At 71.6% G+C, this 23,211-nt stretch carries 10 protein-coding genes; 2 read left to right on the top strand and 8 right to left on the bottom strand.

Features of this window, described 5'->3' with window-relative positions; genetic code table 11:
- Positions 1-7: 7 nt before the first annotated feature.
- Entirely contained in the window at positions 8-13,459 is a 13,452-nt protein-coding gene (locus tag ACFWZ5_RS26975) for an SDR family NAD(P)-dependent oxidoreductase (protein ID WP_384789413.1), read from the bottom strand.
- 212 nt (positions 13,460-13,671) lie between these two features.
- Here ACFWZ5_RS26975 and ACFWZ5_RS26970 point away from each other — a divergent pair, with 212 nt between their 5' ends.
- Positions 13,672-14,484, top strand: coding sequence for a BTAD domain-containing putative transcriptional regulator (locus ACFWZ5_RS26970; RefSeq protein ID WP_384789416.1), 813 nt, complete (start codon positions 13,672-13,674; stop codon positions 14,482-14,484).
- A 104-nt stretch (positions 14,485-14,588) separates the two neighbouring features.
- Here the strand turns inward: ACFWZ5_RS26970 and ACFWZ5_RS26965 are convergent, their stop codons facing one another.
- The 4 genes from ACFWZ5_RS26965 to ACFWZ5_RS26950 form a co-directional block, all read right to left on the bottom strand.
- Complete coding sequence (locus ACFWZ5_RS26965; protein ID WP_384789418.1) at positions 14,589-15,338, bottom strand: SDR family oxidoreductase; 750 nt, start codon at positions 15,336-15,338, stop codon at positions 14,589-14,591.
- Positions 15,339-15,629: 291 nt separating this feature from the next.
- Positions 15,630-16,286 (bottom strand): response regulator, encoded by a 657-nt coding sequence (locus ACFWZ5_RS26960; protein ID WP_384789421.1) that lies wholly within the window; start codon positions 16,284-16,286, stop codon positions 15,630-15,632.
- A gap of 514 nt (positions 16,287-16,800) precedes the next feature.
- The gene (locus ACFWZ5_RS26955) at positions 16,801-17,607 is read right to left on the bottom strand and encodes a methyltransferase (RefSeq protein ID WP_384789424.1); all 807 of its coding nucleotides are present in this window, start codon (positions 17,605-17,607) and stop codon (positions 16,801-16,803) included.
- A 69-nt stretch (positions 17,608-17,676) separates the two neighbouring features.
- Positions 17,677-17,934, bottom strand: a complete 258-nt coding sequence (locus tag ACFWZ5_RS26950; RefSeq protein WP_384789427.1) for an acyl carrier protein — start codon at positions 17,932-17,934, stop codon at positions 17,677-17,679.
- Between the two features lie 182 nt (positions 17,935-18,116).
- On the opposite strand from ACFWZ5_RS26950, the gene ACFWZ5_RS26945 reads away from it, so the two are divergent.
- Positions 18,117-19,121 carry a ketoacyl-ACP synthase III family protein gene (locus ACFWZ5_RS26945; RefSeq protein ID WP_384789430.1) on the top strand — a complete coding sequence of 335 codons (1,005 nt, stop codon included), beginning with the start codon at positions 18,117-18,119 and terminating at the stop codon, positions 19,119-19,121.
- A gap of 93 nt (positions 19,122-19,214) precedes the next feature.
- On the opposite strand, the gene ACFWZ5_RS26940 is transcribed toward ACFWZ5_RS26945, so the two are convergent.
- The 3 genes from ACFWZ5_RS26940 to ACFWZ5_RS26930 all read right to left on the bottom strand — a co-directional run bounded on the left by ACFWZ5_RS26940 (position 19,215) and on the right by ACFWZ5_RS26930 (position 22,981).
- Complete coding sequence (locus ACFWZ5_RS26940; RefSeq protein WP_384789433.1) at positions 19,215-20,447, bottom strand: ketosynthase chain-length factor; 1,233 nt, start codon at positions 20,445-20,447, stop codon at positions 19,215-19,217.
- Positions 20,440-21,705, bottom strand: a complete 1,266-nt coding sequence (locus ACFWZ5_RS26935) for a beta-ketoacyl-[acyl-carrier-protein] synthase family protein (RefSeq protein WP_384789436.1) — start codon at positions 21,703-21,705, stop codon at positions 20,440-20,442. The genes ACFWZ5_RS26940 and ACFWZ5_RS26935 overlap by 8 nt, the downstream gene beginning before the upstream one ends.
- A 67-nt stretch (positions 21,706-21,772) precedes the next feature.
- Entirely contained in the window at positions 21,773-22,981 is a 1,209-nt protein-coding gene (locus ACFWZ5_RS26930) for a cytochrome P450 (RefSeq protein ID WP_384789439.1), read from the bottom strand.
- Positions 22,982-23,211 lie beyond the last annotated feature (230 nt).

The following is a 23,211-nucleotide window of genomic DNA, read 5'->3' as shown; positions in this document are numbered from 1 at the left end:
TGCCGCGTCAGTTCTCGAGCAGTGCTTGCTTGAGGTGCTGGACCAGGTCGTCCGGTGTCGACTGCTGGAACATCGACGAGGCGTCAAGCCGCACGCCGGTCGCCGAGTTCAGGCGGTTGCGCAGGGTCAGAATCGACAGCGAGTCGAACCCGAGCTCGCGGAAGATCTGGTTCGGCTGCACGACATCGGGCGAATCGAGCCCCAGTACCGCCGAGATCTGCGTGGAGATCAGGTCGGACAGCGTCTGGTGCCGGTCGGCCTCCGCCATCGACGCGAGCCGTTCCCGCAGCGAGGTCGGCGAGACCGCGCCGCCGCCCGCCGTGCGTTTGCCGGTGGTCCTGACCAGCGACCGGAACGCGGGCGGCAGCGCCTTCCCGGTCCTGGCCTGCCGGGCGAGGTCGGCCAGATCCAGCCTGGCCGGAATCAGCACGGGTTCGCCGGCGCCACAGGCGGCGTCGAACAGCGCGACCGCCTCCCGCGCCCCCAGCACGCCCACCCCCGCGATCCCGGTACGGGACGGTGCGTCGCCCGGCGCCCAGGGCCCCCAGGCCAGCGACACCGCGGGGGCGCCGCGCGCCCGGCGCCGTCGGGCGAGCGCGTCCAGTGCGGCGGCCGACGCGGCCGAGGCGGCGGTCGCGTCGCCGCCGAGGGTCCCGGCGAACGACGAGCACAGGACGAGGGTGGCGGCCCCGGCCTCCTGGTCCAGGAGCTCCGCGGCACCGACCGTCGCGCGCACCGCCTCGGCGATCGCATCCGGCGTGAGCGAGGATGCCGGAGAAGGCTCCCGAGAGGTCAGAGAAGGCGTCGCGTCGCTCGGCAGCCCCTGCGGCACGTACACCACCATCGACAGCGGACGCTCCGCAGGCAGACCGTCGATCAGCTCGCGCAGCGCCGCGCGGTCACCCGGATCGCACGCCGCGGTGGTGACGGTGGCACCCAACGCGGTGAGCTCCGCGGCCAGTACGGGGTCCTCGGCGCCGGTGAGCACCAGGTGCCGCACGCCGTGCACGGCCACCAGGTGCCGGGCCAGGTGTTCGCCCATCGGCGTGGCTCCGCCCGTGACCAGCGTCGTGCCCTCGCCCGTGACCAGCGTCGTGCCACCGCCCATGATCGGCGTCGTGCCCTCGCCCGTGGCGAACCGCTCCGTACCGTCGGCCGTCCCGCCCGCCGGTGCGAGCCGCGGCACCCTGGCCCGGCCCTCGCGCAGGGCCAGCTGCGGCTCGCCCGACATGACGGCCCAGGGCAGCGCCCGCCACGACGCTGCGTCGGCGTCCACGTCGGCCAGCACGAACCGTCCGGGGTTGTCCGCCTGCGCGGACCGGATCAGGCCCCACACCGCGCCGCCGCCGAGGTCGGTGCCCGCGCGGTCGAAGGCCCGTACCACGGAGGTGGTCAGGAACACCGCGGTCACCGCGGCGAACGCTTCGGTCGCCAGGAGCGCGTCCAGCTGACGCGCTGTCTCCCGCGCGGTGGCGGCGACCTCCGCGCCCGTCGGCACGGTGAGCACCAGATAGTCCGGCACGCCCCCGCCGACCGCGGCCAGGGCGTCGAGCCCCGGGTACTCCTGGGCGTCCACGCCCGCGGCCGTCAGTCCCGCGGCGGCGCCCAGCGGATCCGCGCCCACGACCGCCCAGTTCGCCTTGCGGGGCAACGAGTGCGCGACGTGGTCGACCCATACCTCCCGGTACAGCGCGTCGAGTTGCGCGACCCTGGCGGCCCGCAGCTGCCCCGCGTCGACGGGGGTGGTGCCGACCGCGAGCTCGGCGACCGGATCGCCCACGGTGTCGGCCAGCATCATCGACACCGAGCCGGTGCGGCTCGGGCCGATCCGCACCCGCAGGGCGGACGCGCCGACCGCGTGCACGGCGACGCCACGCCACGACGTCGCAAGCCGGGGGCCCTCGGTGCACGCGGCGTGGAGCGCGGCGTCGAGGAGGGCCGGGTGGACGTTGTAGGTGTCGGGGTCGGTGGGGAGGCCGATCTCCGCGTAGATGTGGTGCTTGTGGCGCCACATCCGGTGCAGCCCCTGGAAGGTTTCGCCGTAGTCGTATCCGTACGCGGCGAGGGTGTCGTACGACATGTCCACGGGCTCCGCGCCCGCGGGAGGCCAGGCGGTGAGGTCCCAGTCCGGGGACGGTGCCTCGACGTCCAGGACGCCCGTGGCGTGGCACGTCCAGGACGTGTCGGTGCTCATGTCCGGGCGGGCGTCGATACGTATCGGCCGTGCGCCGTCGCCCGTGGTGGGCTCGCTGACCTCTACGCGGAGCCGTACGGCACCGTGTTCGGGGAGTATCAGCGGGGTCTGCACGGTCAGTTCCCGGATGGTTCCGTAACCCACCCGGTCGGCGGCGTGCACCGCAAGCTCGACGAACACGGACCCGGGGAGCACGGTGGTGCCGGCGACCTCGTGGTCGGCCAGCCAGGGGTGGGCGGCCACGGAGATCCGGCCGGTGAACACCGTGCTGGTGGCGCCGTCGGTGATGGCGCTGAGCAGCGGATGGTCAGCCGCGGTCAGTCCCGCGGTGCTGACATCGCGTCGGTTGGTGTCGGGGGTGAGCCAGTAGTGCGCCCGCTGGAAGGGATAGGTGGGCAGGGTGACATGGCTGCCGTCGTGCTGCCGCGCGGGGACGCAGTGCGTGGTGGCTCCGGCGGTGAAGGCTTCGCCGGTGGCGCGCAGGAAGCTGGTCAGGTCGCCGTTGTCGCGCCGCAGTGTGCCGATGCTGCGGGCGGGATGCGGTGTGCTGTCGATGGTCTCCTGCACACCCGGAGCCAGCACGGGGTGGGCGCTGGACTCGATGAAGGTGTCGTAGCCGTCCGCCAGCAGCAGCCGCGTGGTGGCCTCGAACTCCACCGTGGTGCGAAGGTTGCGGAACCAGTAGTCGGCATCCAACTCCGTGGTGTCGACCCGCTGCCCCATGACGGTCGAATAGAAGTGCACCTCACTGGGCCGTGGGCGGATCGGCGCCAGCAGGTCGAGGACCTGCTCACGGATCTGGTCGACGTGCGGGGAGTGCGAGGCGTAGTCGACGGGGATGCGCCAGGTGCGTACGCCATCGGCCTCGAAGACGGCTTGCAGCTCGTCCAAGCCCTGCGCACTGCCGGACACCACCGTGGAACCAGGGCCGTTGATCGCGGCGATGCCGATATCACCGTCCCACTGACGCAAACGCGGCCGCACCTCATCGACCGACAGCGCGATCGACACCATGCCGCCCTGCCCCGCCAGCGCACGAATCGCCTGACTGCGCAGCGCCACCACCCGAGCCGCGTCCTCCAGCGACAACGCACCAGCGACACACGCCGCGGCGATCTCCCCCTGGGAGTGGCCCAACACCGCGCCCGGCCGCAGCCCATACGACTGCCACAGCGCGGCCAGCGACACCATCACCGCGAACAGCGCCGGCTGCACCACATCCACCCGGGTCAACAGCGGCGCGCCGTCGTCGGTCAGCAACACCTCCAGCAAGTCCCAGTCGACGTACGCGGACAGCGCCTGCGCACACTCCTCAAGGCGCGCGCGGAACACCGGAGCGGTCGCGTACAGGTCACGGGCCATCGCGTCCCACTGCGAACCCTGCCCCGGAAACACCAGCACCGCCTTGCCGGTTCCAGCGGTGCCCGTCACCACGTCATCGGCGGGAACATCGTCCGCGAGGGACTTCAGACCGGCGAGGAGTTGCTCACGGGTGGAGCCGACCACCACACCGCGATGTTCGAACGCGGTACGCCCGGCCAGTGTCGTGGCGATGTCCACGAGCGGCACTTCGGAGTCGGCGGCGGTGGCGATCTGTCCCGCGTACGCCCGCAGCGCCTCCTCGGTCCGCGCCGAAAGCACCCACCCGACCGGAGCCTCCGCAGGCGGCTCCGAGGACGAGGGCTCCGACGGCTCCGGCTGCGGCGCCTGCTCCAGGATCACATGAGCGTTGGTGCCGCTGATGCCGAACGACGACACCCCGGCACGACGCGGCCGCCCCACCTCGGGCCACTCCCGCGCTTCGGTGAGCAACCGGACCCCACCAGTGCTCCAGTCCACATGTGAGCTCGGCGCGTCCACGTGCAACGTCGGCGGCAGCACTCCATGACGCAGCGCCTCCACCATCTTGATGACACCGCCGATGCCGGCCGCCGCCATGGTGTGACCGATGTTCGACTTCAGCGAACCCAGCCACAGCGGCTGATCGTCGGAGTGCTCCTGCCCGTACGTGGCCAGCAGGGCCTGCGCCTCGATCGGATCGCCGAGCGTGGTGCCCGTGCCGTGTCCTTCGACGACATCGACATCGGCGGCAGTGAGTCCGGCGTTGGCCAGCGCCCCGCGGATCACTCGCTGCTGCGACGGGCCGTTCGGCGCGGTCAGGCCGTTCGACGCACCGTCCTGGTTCACCGCCGAGCCCCGCAGCACCGCAAGGACCCGATGCCCGTTGGCGCGCGCGTCGGACAGGCGCTCAAGCACCACGAGGCCCGCCCCTTCGCCCCAGCCGGTGCCGTCGGCCGCCTCCGCGAACGCCTTGCACCGACCGTCGGCGGACAGCCCCCGCTGGCGGGAGAACTCCACCAGCACGCCCGGCGAGGACATCACACTGACGCCACCGGCCACCGCCAGACCGCACTCACCGCTGCGCACCGCCTGAGCGGCCTGGTGCAGGGCGACGAGCGACGACGAACACGCCGTGTCCACCGTCACCGCGGGCCCCTCCAGACCCAGGAAGTACGCAAGGCGGCCGGACACGACGCTGCCCATGGTGCCGGTGAGCAGCAGCCCGTCGGCCTCCGCCGAACCGTCGTGCATCGACGGCCCGTACTCCTGGAACATCGCGCCGACGAAGACGCCCGTGTTGCTGCCGCGCAGCGAACCGGGCTCGATCCCGGCGTCCTCCAGCGTCTGCCACATGGTCTCCAGGAGCAGCCGCTGCTGCGGGTGCATGGCCAGTGCCTCGCGCGGCGAGATGCCGAAGAACCCGGCGTCGAACTCCCCCGCGTCGTCGAGGAAGTAGCCCTTGTCGACATAGCTCTTGCCGGTGCGCCCCGGGTCCGGGTCGATGAGGTTGTCCACGTCCCAGCCGCGATCGCGCGGCAGCCCGCCGACGGCGTCCCGCTCCGACCGCACGAGGTCCCACAGGCCCTGCGGCGACAGCACACCTCCGGGGTACCGGCACCCCATGCCGACGACGGCGACCGGCTCGTCGTCCCTTGCCGGGGCGAGTGCCGCGGCCGCCGGTGTGACGGCCGGGGTGGTCCCGCCGAGGAGTTCCGCGCGCAGGAGCGCGGCCAGGCCGGACGGGGTGGGGTGGTCGAACACGACGGTGGCCGGGAGCCGCAGTGCGGTGACGTCGTTGAGCCGGTTGCGGAGCTCCATCGCGGACAGCGAGTCGAGGCCGAGTTCCCGGAACGCGATGTCCGGCTGTACGGAACCGGCGCCTGCGTGGCCCAGCACGGCGGCGGTGTGGGAGCGCACCAGGTCGAGCAGTTCGCGGTCGACGTCCTCGGCCGGGCGTCCGGCGAGGCGGTCGGCGAGCGTCGAGCCGGTCGCCGTGACCGCGGTCGCCGTGCGCCGCGCCCGGACGAGGCCGCGCAGCACCTCCGGCAGGCTCGCCTCGGCGGCCCGCGCGCGCAGCCGGTCCAGGTCGAGCGCGGCCGGTGTCGCGGTGGCCGCACCACGGGCGAGCGCCGCGTCGAACAGCGCGACGCCCTCGTCCGACGGCAGTGGTTTGAGGCCGGTGCGTGCCATGCGGGCGAGGTCCGTGTCGGCCAGGTCGCCGGTCAGTTCGCTGCGCTCGCTCCAGAAGCCCCACGCGAGCGAGGTCGCGGGCAGTCCGGTGGCGTGGCGGTGCTGGGCGAGCGCGTCGAGGAACACGTTCGCGGCGGCGTAGTTCCCCTGGCCCGCGTTGCCGATCGTGCCCATGATCGAGGAGAACAGGACGAACGCGGACAGGCCGAGGTCGCGGGTCAGGTCGTGCAGGTGCCACGCCGCGTCCAGCTTCGGCGTCAGGACCGTGTCGAGGCTTTCCGGCGTCATCCCGGAGATCAGCCCGTCGTCCAGGGTCCCCGCGGTGTGCACCACGCCGGTGAGCGGGTGGTCCGCCGGGATGGCCGCGAGCAGTGCGGACAGCGCGTCCCGGTCGGCCGCGTCGCACGCGGCCACCGTCACCTCGGCGCCCAGGCCGGACAGTTCGGCGACCAGGTCCGCGGCTCCGGGGGCGTCCGGCCCGCGCCGGGAGACAAGGAGCAGGTTCCGCACCTCGTGCCGCGTGACCAAGTGCCGGGCGAAGAGCCTGCCGAGTGTGCCCGTACCACCGGTGATCAGCACGGTGCCGTCGGTGTCCCACCGTGACAGCGGCTCCGGCCCGCCCTGGCTCTCGGCGTCCGACGGCGACTCCTGGCCCTCGGCGTCCGACGGCGACGGCACGCCTGCCGGTTCCCGCAGTCGGTCCTTGGCGCTCGGCCTGGTCAGTCTCGGCACCACGACGTGCCCGTCCCGCAGCGCGAACTGGGTGGCGTCACCGGCCAGTGCGGCGGGCAGCGCGGCGAGCGAGCGGTCGTCGTCGTCCACGTCGACCAGGACGAGGCGGCCGGGGTTCTCGTTCTGCGCGGAGCGGAGCAGCCCCCACAGGGGCGCGGCGGCGAGGTCCGGTACGGGCTCGCCGCTTGTGGTCATGACCGCGCGCCGGGTCACCACGACGAGCCGTGCGTCCGCGAACCGGTCGTCGGACAGCCATGCCTGGACCAGGTCGAGCGCCCCGTACAGCGCCGTGCGGGCGGCCGCCGGGACGTCCGGCGCGCCGTCGCCTCCGACGCACACGACCACGTCGGGCGAGTCGCCGGGTATCGCGGCCAGTTCGGTGAACTCGTGCCAGTCGACGCCCGTTCCCGAGCGCAGGCCGAACGGGTCGTGGCCGAGCAGCGCGAGCCCGGTGGGCGGGCTTGCGTCCGTCGACGGCGCGGGCAGCCATTCCAGGCGCAGCAGGGAGTCCCGGTGCACGGCCGGAGCACCGAGGTCGGTGAGGTCGGCCGGCAGCATGGTGAGGGACGCCACCTCGGCGACGGGCATGCCGGCGCCGTCCGCCGCGCGCAGCCGCAGCGCGTTGTCCCCCGCGGTCGTCACGGACACCCGCAGCGCGGCGGCGCCGGAAGCGTGCAGCGTCACGCCTTCCCAGGCGTACGGCAGCCGTATCCGGCCGTCGTTGGGCAGGTCCTGGCCCAGCAGTGCGGCGTGGAGTGTGGCGTCGAGGAGGGCGGGGTGGAGGGTGTAGGTGTCGGGGTCGGTGGGGAGGGCGACCTCGGCGTAGATGTGGTCGTTGTGGCGCCACATCTGGTGCAGCCCTTGGAAGGTTTCGCCGTACTGGTATCCGGCGGTGGCGAGGGTGTCGTACGAGATGTCGACGGGCTCGGCCCCGGCGGGGGGCCAGGCGGTGAGGTCCCAGTCCGGGGTCGGCGTCTCGATGTCCAGGACGCCTGTGGCGTGGCACGTCCAGGAGGCGTCGGCGCCGGTGTCCGGGCGTGCGTCGATACGTATCGGGCGCGCGCCGTCGCCGGTGGGCTCGCCGACCTCCGCCCGGAGCCTCACCGCGCCCTGTTCGCTCAGGACGAGCGGGGCCTGCACGGTCAGCTCGCGCACGGCGCCGCACCCCACCAGGTCGGCGGCGTGCACGGCCAGCTCGACGAAGGCGGCGCCGGGCACCACGACGGTGTCGGCGACTTCGTGGTCGGCCAGCCACGGGTGAGTGGCCAGGGAGATCCGACCGGTGAACACCGTGCTGGCCGCACCCTCGGTGACAGCGCCGAGCAGGGGGTGACCGGCCGCCGTCAGGCCGACGGCGCTGACATCGCGTCGGCCGGTGTCGGGGGTGAGCCAGTAGTGCGCCCGCTGGAAGGGATAGGTGGGCAGGGTGACATGGCTGCCCTTGTGCTGCTGCGCAGGGCTCCAGTGGGAGGTGGCTCCGGCGGTGAAGGCTTCGCCGGTGGCGCGCAGGAAGCTGGTCAGGTCGCCGTTGTCACGGCGCAGTGTGCCGATGCTCCGGGCGGGAGTCGGTGTGCTGTCGATGGTCTCCTGCACTCCGGGAGCCAGGACGGGGTGCGGGCTCGACTCGATGAAGGTGTCGTAGCCGTCCGCCAGCAGCAGCCGGGTGGTGGCTTCGAACTCGACCGTGCCGCGGAGGTTGCGGACCCAGTACTCCGCGTCGAGTTCGGTGGTGTCGATGTGTTGTGCGGTGACGGTGGAGTAGAAGCGGATGGTGCCGGCCTGCGGGCGGATCGGCGCCAGCAGCTCCAGGATGCGGTCGCGGATCTGGTCGACGTGCGGGGAGTGCGAGGCGTAGTCGACGGGGATGCGCCAGGTGCGTACGCCATCGGCCTCGAAGACGGCTTGCAGCTCGTCGAGGCCCTGCGCGCTGCCGGACACCACCGTGGAACCAGGGCCGTTGATCGCGGCGATGCCGATGTCACCGTCCCACTGCTGCAAACGCGGCCGCACTTCGTCGACGGACAGCGCGATGGACACCATGCCGCCCTGCCCGGCCAGCGCGCGGATCGCCTGACTGCGCAGCGCCACGACGCGAGCCGCGTCCTCCAGCGACAGGGCCCCGGCGACGCAGGCCGCGGCGATCTCTCCCTGGGAATGGCCCATCACTGCGTCCGGCCGCAGCCCATACGACTGCCACAGCGCGGCCAGCGACACCATCACCGCGAACAGCGCCGGCTGCACCACATCCACCCGGGTCAACAGCGGCGCGCCGTCGTCGGTCAGCAACACCTCCAGCAAGTCCCAGTCGACGTACGCGGACAGCGCCTGTGCGCAGTCGTCGATGCGGGCACGGAACACCGGAGCGGTCGCGTACAGGTCACGGGCCATCGCGTCCCACTGCGAACCCTGTCCCGGAAACACCAGCGCGGTCTTGCCGTCCCGTGCACGTCCGGTGATCACCGTGTCCGAGGGAAGGCCCTCCGCCACGGACGTGAGTCCGGCGAGGAGTTGCTCGCGGGTGGAGCCGACCACCACGGCACGGTGCTCGAACGCGGAGCGTGCCGCCAGCGTCGTGGCGATGTCCACGGTGGACACATCGGAGGGGGCGGCGGTGGCGATCTGTCCCGCGTACGCCCGCAGCGCCTCCTCGGTCCGCGCCGAAAGGACCCACCCGACTGGCCCCTCCGGGGACGGGGGCTCCGACGGCTCCGGCTGCGGCGCCTGCTCCAGGATCACATGCGCGTTGGTGCCGCTGATGCCGAACGACGACACCCCGGCACGACGCGGCCGATCCGTCGAAGGCCACTCGCGGAGCTCGGTGAGCAACCGGACTCCCCCGGCATCCCAGTCCACGTGTGACGTCGGCTCATCCACGTGCAGCGTCGGCGGCAGCACACCGTGACGCAGCGCCTCCACCATCTTGATGACGCTGCCGACCCCGGCCGCCGCCATGGTGTGACCGATGTTCGACTTCAGCGAGCCGAGCCACAGCGGCTGTTCCGGGGAGTGCTCCTTCCCGTACGTGGCCAGCAGGGCCTGCGCTTCGATCGGGTCGCCGAGTTCGGTGCCCGTGCCATGGGCTTCGACCACGTCGACATCCGCGCCGGTGAGTCCGGCGTTGGCCAGCGCGCCGCGGATGACTCGCTGCTGTGACGGGCCGTTCGGCGCGGTCAGGCCGTTCGAAGCTCCGTCCTGATTGACCGCCGAACCCCGCAGCACCGCAAGGACCCGGTGCCCGTTGGCGCGCGCGTCGGACAGGCGCTCAAGGAGGACGAGGCCCGCTCCTTCGCCCCAGCCGGTGCCGTCGGCCGCCTCCGCGAACGCCTTGCACCGGCCGTCGGCGGACAGCCCCCGCTGGCGGGAGAACTCCACCAGCATTCCGGGCGAGGACATCACGGTCACGCCACCGGCCACCGCCAGGGCGCAGTCACCGCTCCGCAGCGCCTGGGCGGCCTGGTGCAGGGCGACGAGCGACGACGAACACGCCGTGTCCACCGTCACCGCGGGCCCCTCCAGACCCAGGAAGTACGCAAGGCGGCCGGACGTGACGCTGCCGGTGTTGCCGGTGAGCACATATCCGTCGACGCCGCCGTACGGAGTGTCGAGCCGCGGGCCGTAGTCGCCCGCCATGGCCCCGACGAACACGCCCGTCCTGCTGCCGCGCAGCGAACCGGGCTCGATCCCGGCGTCCTCCAGCGCCTCCCACGCGGTCTCCAGGAGCAGCCGCTGCTGCGGATCCATCGCCAGCGCCTCGCGCGGGGACACCCCGAAGAACCCGGCGTCGAATCCCGCGACGTCGTCGAGGAAACCGCCGTGCCGTACGTAGGTCCGCCCCGAGGTCGCCGGGTCCGGGTCGAAGAGGTTGTCCAGGTCCCAGCCGCGATCGCGCGGCAGCCCGCCGACGGCGTCCCGGCCCGACCGCACCAGGTCCCACAGCTCGCCCGGCGTCGCCGCGCCGCCGGGATACCGGCACCCCATCCCGACGATGGCGATCGCGTCGTCGGCGGTGCCGTCGCCCCGTGCGGCGATGCTGTTGCCCTCTGCCCGGATGCCCACCGCGGCACCCGCGTCGCCGTGTCCGGTGAGCTCCGCGTGCAGGTACGTCGCGAACCGGTCAGGGGTGGGATGGTCGAACACCAGGGATCCGGACAGGACCAGACCCAGCTCTCCGGAGAGCCCGGCGCACAGCTCGACCGCGGTGAGCGAGGTGAGGCCGAGGTCCTTGAACGACGTCAGCGGCGTCATGTCGGCCGCGTCGTACCCCAGGACCGCCGCCAGGTGTCTGCGCACCATGTCGAGCACGCCGTCGCGGTCGTGCCGCTGCCTCGGCTCCGCGGCGGACGCGGCCTCGCGCGCCTCACCGATCCAGTGCCGGCGGCGCTGGAAGGCGTACGTGGGCAGCGCGATCCTGCGGCCGCCGCTGAGCAGCCGCGTCCAGTCCACGTCCACGCCGGTGGCGTGCATCGTGCCGAGCGCCCTGAGCAGGGCGCGGACTTCCGGCTGCCCGGTGCGCAGGGTGGACACCGCCGCCGGTGCCTGCTCGGCGAGGGTTTCCCGGGCCATGCCGGCGAGTACGGGGTCGGGGCCGAGCTCGAGGTAGCGGGAGACGCCCGCGCCGTGCAGGGCGCGGATGCCGTCGGCGAAGCGGACGGTGCCGCGGATGTGGCGTGCCCAGTAGCCCGGGTCGGTCAGCTCGTCGGTGGTGGCGGGGCGTCCGGTGAGGTTCGAGATGACGGGGATCCGGGGGGCGTGGAAGGTCAGCCCGCGGATGGCGTCGGCGAACTCGTCCAGGACTCCGTCGAGGTGGTGGGAGTGGAACGCGTGGCTGACGGTCAGCTGCTTGGTCTTCACTCCCTCGGCGCGGAAGGACTCCGCCAACGCGAGCACCGGTTCGGTGTCACCGGATATCACTACCGAGTTGGGCCCGTTGACGGCGGCGACGCTGACCCCGGACTCGGGCAGCACGGCCCGTACGTCGTCCTCGGCGGCATTGACGGCCACCATCGCCCCGCCGGAGGGCGCCGCCTGCATCAGCTGTCCGCGTGCCGCGACGAGCTTGCAGGCGTCGGGCAGCGAGAGCACCCCCGCGACGTGCGCGGCGGTGACCTCGCCGATCGAATGGCCGATCAGGTGGTCCGGACGCACGCCGAACGACTCCACCAGGCGGAACAACGCCGTCTCCAGCGCGAACAGCGCCGCCTGCGTGTACCGGGTCCGGCCGAGCAGGTCGTCGTCGCACCACGCGATCTCCCGCACCCCGCGGCCGAGCAGCGGATCCAGTTCCGCGCACACCGCGTCGAAGGCCTCGGCGAACACCGGGAACTGCGCGTACAACTCCCGGCCCATGCCGGTGCGTTGCGCGCCCTGCCCGGTGAACATGAACGCGGTGCCGCCGTCGGCGACGACACCGGACACGACGTGCGGCGCGGGCTCGTTCGCCGCAAGGGCGGTCAGGCCCTCGCTCAGCTCGGCCGCGTCGGCGCCGATCACGACGGCGCGGTGGGCGAGGGCGGCGCGGGTGGTCGCCAGCGAGAATCCGATGTCGAGCGGATCCGGACCGTCCTGCGCGGCCAGGTGGTCGGCGAGGCGCTCGGCCTGGGCGCGCAGTGCCTGGGCGGTGCCGCCGGACACGAGCCAGGGGATCGTGGCCGCCCTCTCGGGGTGGCCCTCCGCGACGGGGCGGCCCTCCTCGGCCGGGCGGCCGGGGCGGCTGTCCTCCACCGGCAGCGGATCCGGGGCCTGGGCGAGCACCAGATGGCAGTTCGTCCCGCCCATCCCGAACGACGACACGCCCGCCACCCGGGGCCCGTCGCCCGGCCAGTCGCGCAGTTCGGCGGCGACCTCGATGCCGAGCTCGGTGAGCGGGACGTCGTCCGGCGGAGCGGTGAAGTTCAGGCTCGCCGGCACCTGGCCGCGCTGGACCGCCAGCGCCGCCTTGAGGAAGCCGGCGACCCCCGCCGCCCCCTCCAGATGCCCCACGTTGGTCTTGGCCGACCCCACCACCAGCGGCCGGTCCCGGTCCCCGAAGACCGTGGCCAGGGCCGCCGACTCCACGCGGTCCCCGACGGGCGTGCCGGTGCCGTGCAGCTCCACGTATCCCACGTCGGTGGCGTCGACGCCCGCCGCGGAGAGGGCCATCCGCAGCAGCTGCTCCTGCCCCGGCCTGCTCGGCGTGGTCAGCTGCTCGCCGCCGCCGTCGTTGTTCACCGCGCCGCCGCGGATCACGCACACCACGTCGTGGCCGTACGCGATGGCGTCCGCGAGGCGCATGAGGACCACCATGCCGGCGCCCTCGCCGCGCACGTACCCGTTGGCGCGCGCGTCGAAGGTGTAGCACCGGCCGTCCGGCGACAGCGCGCCGAACTCGCTCGCGGCCGCCGTCGACTCCGGCGAGAGGATCAGGTTCACCCCGCCCGCGAGGGCCCAGGTCGACTCCCCGCGGCGCACGCTCTCGTACGCCTGGTGCAGGGCGACCAGAGCCGAGGACTGCGCGGAATCCACGACCACACTCGGGCCGGAAAGGCCCAGGAAGAACGAGATGCGATTCGCGAGGATGCCGCGCTGGAGCGCGGACAGCGTGAAACTGTCGATCGCTTCCGCGCCCCGGTCGTGCACGAGACCGGCATAGTCGTCCCCCATGGCCCCGAGGAAGACTCCCGCCCGAATGCCGCGCACCACCGACGGGTCGATTCCCGCGCGCTCAAGGGCTTCCCACGCCAGTTCGAGCATCAGTCGCTGCCGCGGATCCATCGCCGCGGCCTCGCGCGGCGACACCCCGAAGAAGCCCGCGTCGAAGTCCGCGACCCCCTCGACGAGCCCGGCCCTGCCCACCCGCGCGCCGACGTGCGCGGCGCGGTCGGCGGGCACCTCTGCGACGGCCTCCCGGCCGGACGACAGCAGGTCCCAGTACGCCTCGGGGGAGCTCGCACCGGGAAGGCGGCACGACAGACCGACCACCGCGACGACGTCGTGACCACTCGATTTCACGAAGTTCTCTGTCATGACAGCGGATTCCACTCTGCTCTCAGGGGCTGGCCGGCACCGCCGGACGTAAACCTTTCGCCCAGGGAATGCAGCGAAGGTTGTAGTCGACGCGACCCGACACGGTCACCGGCGTGGGACCTTCGCCTCGAAGCATTGCTTGCCGAGCAAAGCGCTCGGCAGAGTCTGAATCGAGGCCCGTCCCAACGAACTCCGCGTGGAGGCTTTCGCCCGTGTTGCGATTCCAGATACTCGGCCGTCTTACCGTCACCAACGATCTGGGCGACTGCACGCCGACCGCGCCGATGGCGCGGCGTGTGCTGGCGCAGCTGCTCCTGTGCGCGAACAACATCGTCATGCTCGACGCGATCATCGATGAACTGTGGGGTGACAAGCCGCCGAAGAGCGCCGTGCCCACCGCGCAGACGTACATCTACCAGCTGCGGCGGCAGTTCGAACCGTGGGTGCCCGACCACTCGGTCGAGCAGGTGCTCGCCACGTGCGGCACCGGCTACATGCTCCGGGTGGAGCCGGGCCAGCTGGACCTCGAAGCGTTTCTCCGGCTGGCGGAGCAGGGGCGCGTCGCGCTGGCCTCCGGCGATCCGGCCGCGGCGGGGAGACTGCTCCGGCAGGCGCTCGGCCTCTGGTCGGGGCCGGCGCTCGCCGATGTGACGGCCGGTCCTTCCATCCAGGCGCACGTCGTCCATCTCGGGGAGCAGCGGGCGCACGCCGTCGAACTGCGCATCCAGGCCGACGCGATGCTCGGCCGGCACCGGGAACTCGTCGGGGAGCTCAAGGCCATGCTGCTCACCGAACCGCTCAACGAGTGGTATCACGCACAGCTGATCAAGGCGCTGGCCTCCAGCGGGCGGCGCAACGAATCGCTGGTGGCCTACCAGCACCTCCGCAGGACGCTGTCGACCGAACTCGGGCTCGAACCGTCGGAGGTGCTGCAGGAGTTGCACCAGGAGGTCCTTGCCGGACGCGACTCCTGGTCGGACTGGGGGGCGTCGGACAGGTCCCGTTCAGAGCCGGTCACCCGGTAGTTCCGGTGCCGCGGGGGGCCGTTGGTGACGGATCGAGGATCGCGGGGAGGCGATCCTCGATCACGCCGATACCGAACTACCTGTTCTTGCCTCTGGATTCCGTACTAGCGGTTGTGGAGCAGCCGGCCGCCGTCGACGACGAGGGTGTGCCCGGTGATCCAGGCCGCGTCGTCCGAGAGCAGGAAGGCCGCGGCCGCGCCCACGTCGGAGGGCTCTCCGAGGCGCTTCAGCGGGATGCCGCCGAGCACCTTCTCCTCCCGGCCTTCGACGTTCACCCTGGTGAAGTCGGTGAGCACCGTGCCGGACGCGACGGCGTTCACCCGGACCCCGGGCGCGAGTTCGTTCGCCATCTGCCGGGTGAAGTGGTTCAGCGCCGCCTTGGCCGTCCCGTACGAGGTGCCGTCGGGAACGGCGAGCAGGCTGGCGATCGAGGACACGTTGACGATGGCGCCGCCGTGCTCGCCCTGCCAGCCGTGCCAGGCCGCCTGGACCCAGGTCAGCGAGGTCACCAGGTTCATCTCGATGGTGCGCAGATACGTCGCCACGTCGGTGTCGACAAGGCGGCGGCCGTCCCTCTCCGTACCGCCGACGTTGTTCACCAGCAGGTCGAGCGAACCGAACCGCTCGACGGCGGCCGCCACCGCGCTCCGCGCGTGCTCGGGGTCGCTGGCCTCGCCCACGATGCCGATGGCCCGGTCGTCGCCGAGCTGGGCGGCCGCCTCACGCAGCTTGTCCTCACTGCGCGCGGTGATCACCACGTTCGCGCCCCGCTCGACCAGTGCGGTGGCGATGCCGAAGCCGATGCCGGTCCGGCCACCGGTCACCAGCGCGGTCTTGCCCTTCAAGCTTGTCACGGTCTGCGTACCTCCCCTTGATGGTTCCGCCCAGTGACCGGATTCAGTAGTGACTGCCTGCCGGACGCCGGGCGAGAACGAATTCATCTGCACCTGCGGATACTTCCGGATTACGTCCCCCTGAGAACGGGGAACAAAGGCTCTCCAGACAGCGATTAGACCAGTCGCGGGCGGCGGCAACAACCCGGGGAAGCGCGTCGTATTGCGCCTCTCTTATCAGCTACGAAGGCGCTACGAGCAATCCTCAAAGGGGCCCCCGAACCAGCACGTCGGGGAACTGTCACGAGCGTCCTATCCGGCGCGGGCGATGAGCCCGATGGAAACCGCTTTGTTGACCGCGTCGAGCCTGGAACGCGCACCCAACTTGGTGAAGATGGTGCCCAGGTGCCGCTTCACCGTGCCCTCCGCGATCGTCAGGCGTCGCGAGATCTGCCGATTGCTCATGGCCTTGCTCACCAGGGTCAGAATCTCCAGCTCCCGTTTGGTGAGCATGTCCGAGCAGTTCGACGCCGCGGCAATGTAGGTGAGCGCGTCGGGGGACACGTGCAGAACGATGCGGATGTCGTCGGCGCACACCGCGCGGATGCTGGACACCAGATCGGTCCGGCTCACCGACTTGTTCAGATAGCCACGCACACCGCAGTCGAGCAACTGGCGCACGAGGACCGGGTCGTCACGCATGCTGACGATCAGGATCCTGGCGTTCGGCGATATCGTGCGGATGGCGTGCACGGTCTCGGTGACCGACCCGTCGGGGGTGTTCACGTCGAGCAGCACGACGTCGGGCTGCTCGGACTTGCAGTGCAGGATGCCGGCCGTGCCGCTGGCGGCCTCGCCGACCACGACCATGTCCGGTTCCATGTCGAGCGCCGCGCGCACCACCTCGCGCAGCAGCGTGTGGTCGTCGATCAGTACTATCCGTAGCCGACCGACGTGGTCAGGCCCCATGGCCCGCCCCCGATTGGGACGCGGAGTGCCATGAGGGATTTCCGAGGGCGGCGCACACACCGGGTTTTATCCGTCTTTCGCTGCGACAGATCCGTATGGAGATGCTCGCCAGTTCCTGGATGGCATGATCGGCCGCGAAATCCACATTTCGCATTGCCGCAGATACCGATGCCGCAGAAGCTGCCATTAATTCCCCCATATGCTCGCTGGCATACGACAGACGGTAGTCTGTGGCTCCGCCTCCTGACAAGATTGATGTTTGGGGTACACGGCGGCACGCCTGAGGAGTTGTGCGCCCTGCGCGCGCTTCCGCCGCGCCGGTTCGTACCACCCCTGAACAGGCAGGGGCCACCGTGCAGCGCTCGGGAAGAACGGTGACGTTCAACCCGGGTGCACGATGGCCTTGTCCCAGTCTTTGTGCGGTACTTGAGTCAGCCTGTTCCGTTACTCAAGCGAGTGCGCGCGGCGGACGGAGCCGGGGCACTCACGGCGCAGCCCGCGTCGCCGCGCATCCTCACTTCGGTGCCCGGACGATGGTCGTGTACGTGTGGTTGGTGACCATCTCGAATTCCGGGTCGAGAAGCTTCTCCCGGATCACGGAAAGATCGGCCTCCGTCAGGCTCGTCTGATTCAGCAGGAAGGGCTCGTGCATGCTGCTGTGCAGCCGGGCGAGGCGCGCGGACGGTGCCCCGCCCTGTCCCGGTGCCTGATAGTCCCGCACCGTGATGTCCCGGTAGCCGGCGGCGGAGAGCACGTCCGGCGTGCGGGCCGCCCAGTCGAAGTCCATACCGGCCTGACCGGCGAGCTTGTGCACGCCGTCGTGGTACTCCTGGAAGACGCGCGCCGTGTCCTCGTCGACCTGGGACGTGAACAGGCCCTCGTCGGCGGCGCGGTACCAGTCGGTGAGCACCAGCGCGCCGCCCGGCCGCAGGTGCCCGGCCAGCTTCACCGCGATGGCCTCCCTGTCGGGCAGGTGCATCAACAGCAGCCGGGCGTGGATCAGGTCGAACTTCGGCTCCGGCCACGGGTCGCTGGCGAGGTCGTGCTGGATCGCCTCGATCCGTGGATGGTCGGGCACGTGCTGCGGCTTGAGGTCGCTGGCCACCACGTGTCCGCCCGTTCCCACGCGGGCGGCCAGCCAGCGGGCCACGGAGCCGTCCCCGGCGCCCACCTCCCAGCAGCGCCAGCGGTGACCGACGCGCACCTCCTCGCCGAGGATGCTGAACGTCTCCCGGTTGAGGATCTCGGAGAGCAGGCTCAGCTGCTCGCCCGCCACCGGCGCGTCGTTGTCGAAGCGTTGCTTGTGCTCGGTGTTGTACATGGGCATCTCCTCGTTGAGCCGTCCGCGCCGCCGGGGTCGTCGAGCCGTCCGCGCCACCGCGGCCCGCGGCTAGATCGACGCGGGCAGCAGCTCGTTGACCAGCGCGACGAACTCCTTCGGCGTCGCGTCCTTGCTCGTCTTCTCCTCCGGCAGGCTGATCCCGAGCTCCCGCTCGACGAGGAGCGTCACCTCCACCATCGCGACGGAGTCGTAGCCCAGATCGGCGAACGCGGTCTCGCCGATGTCGCCGTCCAGGTCGAGTCCCTCGTCCTCGCCTGCCGCCCGGCGTATGTACCCCACCAGGTCCGCCTGGGTGAACGTCGCCATCGTTGCCCCCTTCGTCTCGTGCCGTCGACGACCAACATGGCCGGGACGCTTCGACACCCGATCGAGGTCGGATCGACGGTGACGGGCCCGTCAAGGCCTCGCCTGGGCCTCGAACGAGCCTCCGCCGGACCTGACGACCCTGACCGGATGCGGTATCCGATTCAGTCCGTGGGAGGACGACGATGAGCGACGACCTCTACCTCGCCGCCGCGAGTTCGTGGCTGCCCGAGCGCATGACACTCGACGAGGCGGACCGCGCCGGCCTCGCCGAACGGGCGCGGGTCTGGAACACCGGCATCCAGTCGGTGTGCGTCTCGGCGGACAAGTCGGCACCGGAGATGGCGGTGCTTGCCGCGCGGGCCGCGCTCGAACGCAGCGGGACCGATCCGGAGGACCTCCAGCTGCGGCTGCACGCCTGCGCGTACCACCAGGGTCACGACATGTGGCCGACGGCCTCGTACATCCAGCGGTTCTCCGGCGGCGGCTCGTGCCCGGCGATCGAGGTCCGCCAGATGTCCAACGGCGGCATGATCGCCCTGGAGCTCGCGGCCGGCTATCTGAGCGGCGGCGGCCGTACGACCGCCCTGGTCACCACGGCCGACCGGTTCTGCCTGCCGGGCTTCGACCGGTGGCGCAGCGACCCGAGCACCATCTGCGGCGACGGCGGCACCGCCGTGGTGGTGTCCGCCCGCGGTGGATTCGCCAGGATCCGCGGGCTCGTCTCGGTCTCCGACTCCGGCCTGGAGCACGGCAGTCGGGGTGAGGAGTTCAGCGACGCGCCGCTGGCCACCGGAGGGCCGATCGACCTGAACAGCGACTTGCTGGTGCGCGAGCTCGGCGTGGAGGGCCTGCTCAACCGCATCGAGGCGGGGCAGCGGGAGGCGTTCGACCGGGCCTGCGCGCAGGCGGACGTGAAGTTCAGCGACGTCGACTGGTTCGTGCTGCCGAACCTGGGCCGGACCCGGATGCGGGCGCAGTACTTCGACCCGTTCGGCATCGACCCGCAGCAGTCCACCTGGTCCTGGGGGCGGCAGGTGGGGCATCTCGGCGCGGGCGACCAGTTCGCCGCGCTGGCCCACCTCGTCTCCGAGGGCTCCCTGGAGCCCGGTCAGACGTGCCTGCTCGCCGGCATCGGCGCGGGCTTCACGTGGACGGTCGGCGTCCTGGAGATCGTCGCCACGCCGTGAACCAAACGCTAACGCCGTACGGGGCAGCCGTGGTGACGGCTGCCCCGTACGGCGTGGGTCCGCAAGCGGTTCCCGCGGCTGCGGTACGGCGGGTTACGCCGCCGTCAGCACCAGCGCGGAGTTGATGCCGTCGCTGCGGGTCAGCACCACGGCGGTGGACACGGGCGTCTCCCGCGGCCGGCCGATGACCAGGTCGAGTCGGTCGTCCTCGACCGGGTCGGTCACATTGATCATCGGCGGGATGACGCCGTGCCGCATGCTCAACGACGCCGTGGCCACGTCGAGCGCCGGACCGCCGGAGTACAGCCGGCCGGTCATCGTCTTCGGCGCGGTGACCGGCACTCCGCCCGGGCCGAACACGGCGGTGACGGCGGCGGCTTCGGCGCGGTCGAGTTCGGCGACGCCGGCCGCGTCCGCGAACACCACGTCGACATCGGCCGGCGTCACACCGGCATCCGCGAGCGCGGACTCGATGGCCCGGCGCAGGCCCGGCTCCCGCCCCGAACCGGGCCGCGGGTCGAAGGTGCTGGCGTACCCGGCGATCTCGCCGTACGGCCGAGCCCCCCGGGCGCGGGCGTACTCGGCCTCCTCCACGATCAGCATGGCGCCGCCCTCACCGGGCAGATGGCCGGACGCGGCGGCGTCGAACGGCAGATAGGCCCGCGTCGGGTCGGTCACCGTGCTCATCCGGCCGGTGGTCAGCTCGATCACCCACCCGAGCGGACACAGCGTGCTCTCCGTCGCGCCGCACATCACCACCGGAAGCCCGTCGTCCACGTACCGGCGGGCCTGCGCGAGGGAGTCGAGGCCGCTCGTCTGTCCGGTCAGGACCCCGCCCTGGCCGTGCAGCCCGTGCCGGATCGAGATCTGTCCCGTGTTCACCGCGTAGAACCAGGAGAACGAGAGGTACGCGCTCACGTGGTCGCTGCCGAGGCTCCACAGCTTCTCCAACTCGCGCTGGCTGTACTCGAGTCCGCCCGCGGAGATGCCGGTGACGATGCCGACCTGGTCGTCCGGGACGGCGGCAAGATCGAGGGCGGAGTCGCTGACCGCGGCGTCCGTGGCGATCAGCGCGAGCCGGGTGGCCTGGTCGGTCTGCGGCACGAGGCGGCCGGGGACGTGCTTGCGGACGTCGTAGTCGGCCACTTCGCCCGCCAGCTTGGCCGGGTACTGCGTCGGGTCGAACCGGGTGACCCGTTCGATGCCGCTGCGCCCGTGCAGCACGGCGTCCCAGTACTCATCGGTGTCGAACCCGTTCGGCGCGACCACCCCGATGCCGGTGATCACCGCGCGCTGGCGCGTCGGCGCCGGGCTGGTGTCACTCATGGGAATCCCCCTCGGTCAGCACCATGGCGCTCTGGAAACCACCGAACCCGCTGCCCACCTTGAGGATCGTGCGCAGCTCCGCCTCCCGCGCCTCCAGCGGGACGTAGTCGAGGCCCAGGTCCGGGTCGGCCTCGTGCAGGTTGGCCGTCGGCGGAACGAGCCCGGATTCGATGGCCAGCGCGCAGGCCGCGATCTCGATCGAGCCGATCGCGCCCAGCGAGTGGCCGATCATGGACTTGATCGAACTCACCGGTGTCCGGTACGCGTGCTCGCCCAGGCTGCGCTTGAACGCGTCCGTCTCGTGCCGGTCGTTCTGGACCGTGCTCGAACCGTGCGCGTTCACGTAGTCCACCTGGTCGGGAGCGCGCCCGGCCATCCGCAGCGCCACGTCGATGGCCTTGGCCATCTCGGTGCCCTCGGTCCTGAGCCCGGTCATGTGGAACGCGTTCGCGCGCACGTCCCAGCCGCCGATCTCCGCGTAGATGTGCGCGCCGCGCGCCCTGGCGTGGCTCCACTCCTCCAGGACCAGCATCGCGGCGCCCTCGGCGAGCACGAACCCGTTCCGGGTGCGGTCGAACGGGCGGGACGCGGTGGCCGGGTCGTCGTTGCGCGGGGTCGTCGCCTTGATCGCGTCGAAGGAGGCGACGCAGACCGGTGACAGGGGCGCGTCCGAGCCGCCGGCCAGCATCACGTCGGCGGAGCCCTCACGGATCAGCCGGGCCGCGTGGGAGACCGATTCGATGCCCGCGGTGCACCCTGTGGACACCAGCGCCACCGGGCCCTCCGCGCCGACCTCGTAGGCCACGTCGGCGGCGATCGACGTCGGGACGAGGTACTTGCACAGGTGTGGAATCGCGTACTCGTGGTCGAGGAGCCAGTTGCGGCCGCCGTCGGAGAGCACGTTGTACTCCCGGTCCAGGCTCATCGTGCCGCCGATGGCGCTGCCGACGCTGGTCCCGGTGCGGTACGGGTCGATCGCGTCCACGTCGAGGCCGGCGTCCGCGACCGCTTCCCTGGTCGAGGCGACGGCGAGCTGCGCGCTCCGGTCCATCCGCCGGATCTCCTGCGCGGAGAAGCCCTCCGCCACCGGATCGAAGTCGCACTCGCCCGCGATCCGGGAGCGGAACGCGGTCGCGTCGAACAGCGAGATGGTGCGAATGGCCGAGGTGCCGGACGAGATCAGCTCCCAGAACGCCTTGGCGTTTCCACCGCCCGGTGCGCGCACGCCTATGCCGGTGATGGCTACCCGCCGATTCATCGTGTGCTCACCGTTCGCGCGCTCAATTCAACATGTCGCATGGGAATCTCTTTCCTGCTAGCGAAGGTCAGACGTCGAACGTGACGGGCAGCGATTCCAGTCCGCGGATCGTGAGGCTCCGCTGCCATCGCAGCGTCTCGGGCGGTACGGCCAGGGCGAGGCCGGGCAGTCGGCGCAGGAGCCCGTCGAACGCGATCCGGCCCTCCAGGCGGGCCAGCGGAGCGCCGAGGCAGAAGTGCGCACCGCGGCCGAACGCCACGTGCCCGTTCTCGGCACGGGTGACGTCGAAGTGGTCGGGCTCCGTGAACTTCGCCTGGTCCCGGTTGGCCGAGGCCAGCGACAGCAGCACCGGGTGGCCCTTCTCGATGCGGGTGCCCGCGATCTCGATGGGTTCGAGCGGGAACCGCCACGTGGCCGTCTCGAACGACCCGTCGTACCGGAGCATCTCCTCCAGGGCCCCGTCCACCAGCTCCGGCTGCTTGCGCAGCAGCGCGAGTTGGTCGGGGTTGCGCAGGAGGGCGAGCGTGCCGTTGCCGATCAGGTTGACCGTCGTCTCGAATCCCCCGACCAACAGCAGGGACATCATCGAGAGCAGCTCGGTCTCATCGAGCCGGTCGCCGTCGTCCCTGGCCGCGATCAGCGCGTCGACCAGGCCGTCGGCCGGCTCGCGGCGGCGCTTGTCGACCAGCTCCGTCAGATAGCCGAGGAGGTCGCGCAGTCCGACCGGCCGCGCCTGCTCGTTGTCGGCCTGGGCGGAGCCGTTGTTGTTGGTGTTGGTCCACTTGCGGAAGTCCTTCGTCCACTGGCGGAACACGTCCTGGTCCGCCGAGGGCACGCCGAGGAGCTCGCAGATCACCGTGATCGCCAGGGGGAACGCGAACTCGGTGACCAGGTCGACGCGTCCCCTCGGCACGATCTCGTCGAGGAGCCCGTCCGTGATCTGCTGCACCTGGCCGCGCAGGCCCTCGACCCGGCGGGCGGTGAAGGCGGTCGAGACCAGCCTGCGCAGCCGGGTGTGTTCGGGCGCGTCCGTGGTGAGCAGATGGGTGCCGAGCCCGGTCCGGTCCTCAAGGGGGCGCCCCTTGCCCGCCTCCTGCCAGTCGAGCGGCGCGTTGCGCGGGTCCTTGCTCATCCGGGGATCGGAGAGCAGCATGCGCACGTCCTCGTACCGGGTCACGAGCAGTCCGTAAAGGCCCTTGCCTTCCAGGACGCGCCGGACCGGTTCTTCCGCGCGCAGCCACGCGTACTGGGGATAGGGGTCCTCGCCGAAATCCATCGTCCGCCTCCTCTGCTTTGGTGCTCAGTTCGTAACCGAGATGATTCGGCCCGCCGTGCTGTGCCGAAGGTGCGGTGGGGCGGCGTGCGTTCGCGGACAGCCAGGAAGGCGATGTTGTGCGCCAAGCTTCGCGGCACCGGTTCGAGAGGAGTTCGTGGTCGGTTCGAAACGGGCGAACGCCGTGCGGCGGTCGTGCGGCCGCCGGACAGCGGCGAGCGGCCGCCACCGGC

It is taken from the genome of Streptomyces sp. NPDC059003, from assembly GCF_042740445.1.
Classification (GTDB): Bacteria; Actinomycetota; Actinomycetes; order Streptomycetales; family Streptomycetaceae; genus Streptomyces.
This window is presented reverse-complemented; position numbering and strand designations above follow the sequence as displayed.

Bases quoted from the DNA above. Each gene is read 5' to 3' on its own strand.
- ACFWZ5_RS26975 (WP_384789413.1), bottom strand. From the start codon at position 13,459: ATGACAGAGAACTTCGTGAAATCGAGTGGTCACGACGTCGTCGCGGTG.
- ACFWZ5_RS26960 (WP_384789421.1), bottom strand. From the start codon at position 16,286: ATGGGGCCTGACCACGTCGGTCGGCTACGGATAGTACTGATCGACGAC.
- ACFWZ5_RS26955 (WP_384789424.1), bottom strand. From the start codon at position 17,607: ATGTACAACACCGAGCACAAGCAACGCTTCGACAACGACGCGCCGGTG.
- ACFWZ5_RS26950 (WP_384789427.1), bottom strand. From the start codon at position 17,934: ATGGCGACGTTCACCCAGGCGGACCTGGTGGGGTACATACGCCGGGCG.
- ACFWZ5_RS26945 (WP_384789430.1), top strand. From the start codon at position 18,117: ATGAGCGACGACCTCTACCTCGCCGCCGCGAGTTCGTGGCTGCCCGAG.
- ACFWZ5_RS26940 (WP_384789433.1), bottom strand. From the start codon at position 20,447: ATGAGTGACACCAGCCCGGCGCCGACGCGCCAGCGCGCGGTGATCACC.
- ACFWZ5_RS26935 (WP_384789436.1), bottom strand. From the start codon at position 21,705: ATGAATCGGCGGGTAGCCATCACCGGCATAGGCGTGCGCGCACCGGGC.
- ACFWZ5_RS26930 (WP_384789439.1), bottom strand. From the start codon at position 22,981: ATGGATTTCGGCGAGGACCCCTATCCCCAGTACGCGTGGCTGCGCGCG.